Source organism: Sphingopyxis sp. (genome assembly GCF_036402335.1).
Classification (GTDB): domain Bacteria; phylum Pseudomonadota; class Alphaproteobacteria; order Sphingomonadales; family Sphingomonadaceae; genus Sphingopyxis.
The window spans coordinates 1-3,827 of record NZ_DASWTD010000293.1 but is presented as its reverse complement, the minus strand read 5'-3'; the positions used below and the strand labels follow the sequence as shown (position 1 = coordinate 3,827).

Here is a 3,827-nt window from a genome sequence, read left to right as displayed (position 1 = left end):
CGATAAAGGCTGGCATAGCCGGATATTGTAGGAAAGGCCTATTTGCAGGCGTCAGATTGGGGTGGGGGAGCGGACCCTTTGTGCACCCCGGCGAAAGCCGGGGCCCATGCGGTAATACGCTAAGTTCGCGTTAGAATTCTGGGCCCCGGCTTTCGCCGGGGTGCACATCTCTATCGGCAACTAATGGCCGTTTGCTGCCGTACACAGCATTTCATTCGTATATGCGTGGCTGGCTTCAGGCCGGATTTATAACCTGCATCGCGGCGATCAGGCCGTTGTCGATTTCCTTGGCGCGCCTGTACGCGGCGCGTTCGCGCAGCGGCGCGACATAGGTTTCGAATGCCGGTCGCGCGGGGATCGTGCCGAACTGCAGCCCCCAGTCGATCTGGCTGCCGACATAGACGTCGGCGGCGCTGAAGCGATCCCCCGCGACGAACGGCTTGCCCGCGACCGCGCCTTCGAGCGCGTCGAGCGCAGCGGCAAGCGAACCGAAACCGGCCATGCGCTGCTGATCGGCGTCGGGTTCGATGCCGAAATGTTTTGCGGTGATCGCCTGTTCGACGGGCCCCGACGTAAAGAAGAGCCAGCGATAGTAATCGGCGCGGTCGCCCGGATCGGGCGCAAGGCCCGCTTCCGGAAAAGCGTCGGCCAGATAGGCGCAGATCGCGGCGCACTCGGTCACCGCCTTGCCGTCGTGGACGATGGCGGGGACCTTGCCCATCGGGTTCACCGCGAGGTAGCCGGCGTCCTTCATCGTCGTACCATAATCGAGGATCCGGGGTTCATAGGGCGCGCCCACCTCTTCGAGCATCCAGCGGACGATCTGCCCGCGCGACATGGGATTGGTATAGAAAATCAGCTGGTCGGTCATTGCTTGTCTCCCTTGCCGGTTCGATTCGGATTTGGAACATATAGAGAACAATCTCGATGGTCCACCGGGCTTGTTTTGTCATCGTTCCGGGCTAAGGCAAAGTAATGAGCGATGAACGCATCTGGACCGCCGCCGTGCTGGTGATCGGCGACGAGATTCTCTCGGGCCGCACCCAGGACAAGAATGTGTCGCAGATCGCGACCTGGCTCGAAGTGCAGGGGATTCGCTTGCGCGAGGTACGGATCGTCCCCGATGTCGAGGTCGAGATCGTCGAGGCGCTGAACGCCATCCGCGCGCGCTATGACTATGTCTTCACCACCGGCGGCATCGGCCCGACCCACGACGACATCACCGTCGATGCGGTGGCGAAGGCGCTCGGCGTCGGTGTCGTGATCCATCCGGCGGCGCGCGCGATCCTCGAGCGCTATTACAGTGCGCGCGGCACCGAGCTGACCGAGGCGCGGCTGCGCATGGCGCGCGTGCCCGAGGGCGCCGAACTGATCCCCAACCGCATGTCGGGCGCGCCTGGTATCCGTATCGGCAATCTGTTCGTGATGGCGGGGGTGCCGCATATCACTGCCGGCATGCTCGACGCGCTGACCGGCGAACTCGAGGGCGGGGCGCCACTCGTCGCGCATACGATCGGCGCCTGGGCGCCCGAAAGCGAGATCGCCGACCTGCTGCGGCAGGGCGAAAAGGATTATCCGGGCGTTGCGATCGGCAGCTATCCCTTCTTTCGCGAGGGAAAGACCGGCGCGAATTTCGTCATCCGTTCGACCGACGGCGATCAGGTCGCCGCGTGCGTCGTGATGCTCACTGCCGGCTTCGAGGCGCTTGGCTATGCGGTAACCGACGGCGGCATCTGATCGGACAGCTGCGTCGCGCGGGGCAGGCGGCGAAGCATCAGGATCGCCAGCAGGCCGAAGATCGCCGCTACGACAAAGGCCGCACCCGGGAAATGCAGCGGTGCCTTGTCGGCGGTGAAATAGGCCATCGTTCCGGTGAGCAGCAGCGGTGCACACAGCTGGCCAAGTCCCATGGCCATCGCCGATATGCCCTGCACTTCGCCTTGTGTCTCCGCGGTCGCGCGGCGCGACATCATCGCCATCAGCGAGGGCTGCACCGGTGCCTGCAGCGCAATCGGGATCAGCAGCAGGAACGCTCCAATCGTAGAAGTGGTGAACGCGTAACCGATATAGACCGCGACCGCGACGAGGATGCCGAACGTCGCCGCGTCGCGCTCGCCGAAGCGCGCCACCGCGGGGCCGACGACAAAAACCTGCCCGAGCGCGATCATCACCCCGACCGCAGCAAGGCTGGCGCCGATCATTCCGGGCGTCCAGCCGAGCTGGGCGATGCAATAGAAGCTCCACGTCATCGGATAGACGAGGCTGGCGATCTGCCACAGCACCAGCACCGCCGCGACGCCGTCCATGCCGGGCAGCGCGCGCATCGTCTTCCACGCGCCGAGCGGATTGGCGCGGCGCCAGTCGAAGGCGCGGCGGCGTTCGGGCGGCAAGGTTTCGGGGAAGATGAAGAGGCCATAGAGCATATTGGCGGCCGCGAGGATCGCCGCGGCGACGAAGGGAGCGCGCGGACTGATCTCGCCGAGGAAGCCGCCGATCGCGGGCCCCGCGACGAAGCCGATGCCGAAGGCCGCGCCAACGAAGCCGAAGTTGCGCGCGCGCTCCTCGGGCCTGGTGATGTCGGCAATCGCGGCTTGCGCCGCGGCATAGCTGCCGCCGAAAATGCCCGATAACGCGCGTGCGACAAACAGCCATGGCAAAGTCTGAACGATCGTCAGCAGCGCATAGTCGATGGCAAGGCCCCCGAGTGCGAGGAGCAGTACGCGCCGCCGCCCGAAATGGTCCGACAGATTGCCGAGGACGGGTGAGGCGAGAAAGGTCGCGACCGCCATCACCAGCCCGATCCATGCCCCGACTTCGATCGCGTGGGGCAGGTCGATCTTGCCGACCTCCATAACGAGTTGCGGCAACACCGGCATGATGATGCCGAATCCGACCGCATCCATGAAGATCGTCGCGACGATGAACGGGATGGTACGCTGAGGTGTCACTTGTTCTTTTTCCCGACTGTGATTAGCGGCACCGATCCCCCCGCCATGCGTTGCCGATAGATGAAACTCGAAATCTCCGCCTCCCTAAATTACCGCCTGTCGGAACCCGTCGACCTGATGCTCCAGATCGAGGCGGCGAACGGCCATGGCCAACGCGTCCTCGACTCCTCGCTCGATCTCGGGGCGCCGGACTATATGGCGCGCGTTCCCGCAGCCGACGGCATCTGCGAGCCGATCTGGTTGCGCACCGAGGGCGTGCTCCGCGCCGAATATCGTGCGCTGGTCGAGGTTGACCGTGCCGATACCGACTTCCGCTCGCTTGCCGCCGTGCCGCTCCACCGTCTTCCGGCGGAGGCGATCCCCTATCTCAACGAATCGCGCTATTGCCCGTCGAACAAGTTCCACGCCTTCGTCGAACGCCGTTTCGGCGATCATGAGGGCGGCGCCAAGATCGGCCGGATGCGCGACTGGATCGAAAGCCGCTTCACCTATGTTTCGGGCGCCAGCACATCCGAGACAGGCGCGCTCGACAGCTTCGTCGAACGCCGCGGCGTGTGCCGCGACTATGCGCATGTGATGATCGCGCTTGCGCGCGCCGCGCATATCCCGGCGCGGATGGCCAGCGCCTATGCGCTGCGCGTCGCGCCGCAGGATTTCCACGCCGTCGCCGAGGTATATCTCGATGGCGACTGGCACCTTGTCGATCCGACGGGCATGGCGCGCGCTTCCGAAATGGCCCGCATCTGCGTCGGCCGCGACGCCGCCGACATCTCTTTCCTGACCGCATACCGCGATATCAGTTTCGTCAGCCAGTCGGTGTCGGTGAAGCACATAAAAGGCTGAAGAGCGGGTATGGCAGGGCCATGTCGTCGTTTATTG

The 3,827-nt window shown here is 64.6% G+C and carries 4 protein-coding genes; 2 read left to right on the top strand and 2 right to left on the bottom strand.

Features of this window, described 5'->3' with window-relative positions:
- Positions 1 to 235 precede the first annotated feature (235 nt).
- Positions 236 to 871: a glutathione S-transferase family protein gene (locus VGD20_RS09170; RefSeq protein WP_331134147.1), complete on the bottom strand. Its 636-nt coding sequence runs from the start codon at positions 869 to 871 to the stop codon at positions 236 to 238.
- Between the two features lie 104 nt (positions 872 to 975).
- On the opposite strand from VGD20_RS09170, the gene VGD20_RS09165 reads away from it, so the two are divergent.
- The gene (locus VGD20_RS09165) at positions 976 to 1,737 is read left to right on the top strand and encodes a competence/damage-inducible protein A (RefSeq protein ID WP_331134146.1); all 762 of its coding nucleotides are present in this window, start codon (positions 976 to 978) and stop codon (positions 1,735 to 1,737) included.
- On the opposite strand, the gene VGD20_RS09160 is transcribed toward VGD20_RS09165, so the two are convergent.
- Positions 1,710 to 2,948 (bottom strand): MFS transporter, encoded by a 1,239-nt coding sequence (locus VGD20_RS09160; protein WP_331134145.1) that lies wholly within the window; start codon positions 2,946 to 2,948, stop codon positions 1,710 to 1,712. The genes VGD20_RS09165 and VGD20_RS09160 overlap by 28 nt on opposite strands.
- A 60-nt stretch (positions 2,949 to 3,008) precedes the next feature.
- Here VGD20_RS09160 and VGD20_RS09155 point away from each other — a divergent pair, with 60 nt between their 5' ends.
- Positions 3,009 to 3,791, top strand: coding sequence for a transglutaminase family protein (locus VGD20_RS09155; RefSeq protein ID WP_331134144.1), 783 nt, complete (start codon positions 3,009 to 3,011; stop codon positions 3,789 to 3,791).
- Positions 3,792 to 3,827 lie beyond the last annotated feature (36 nt).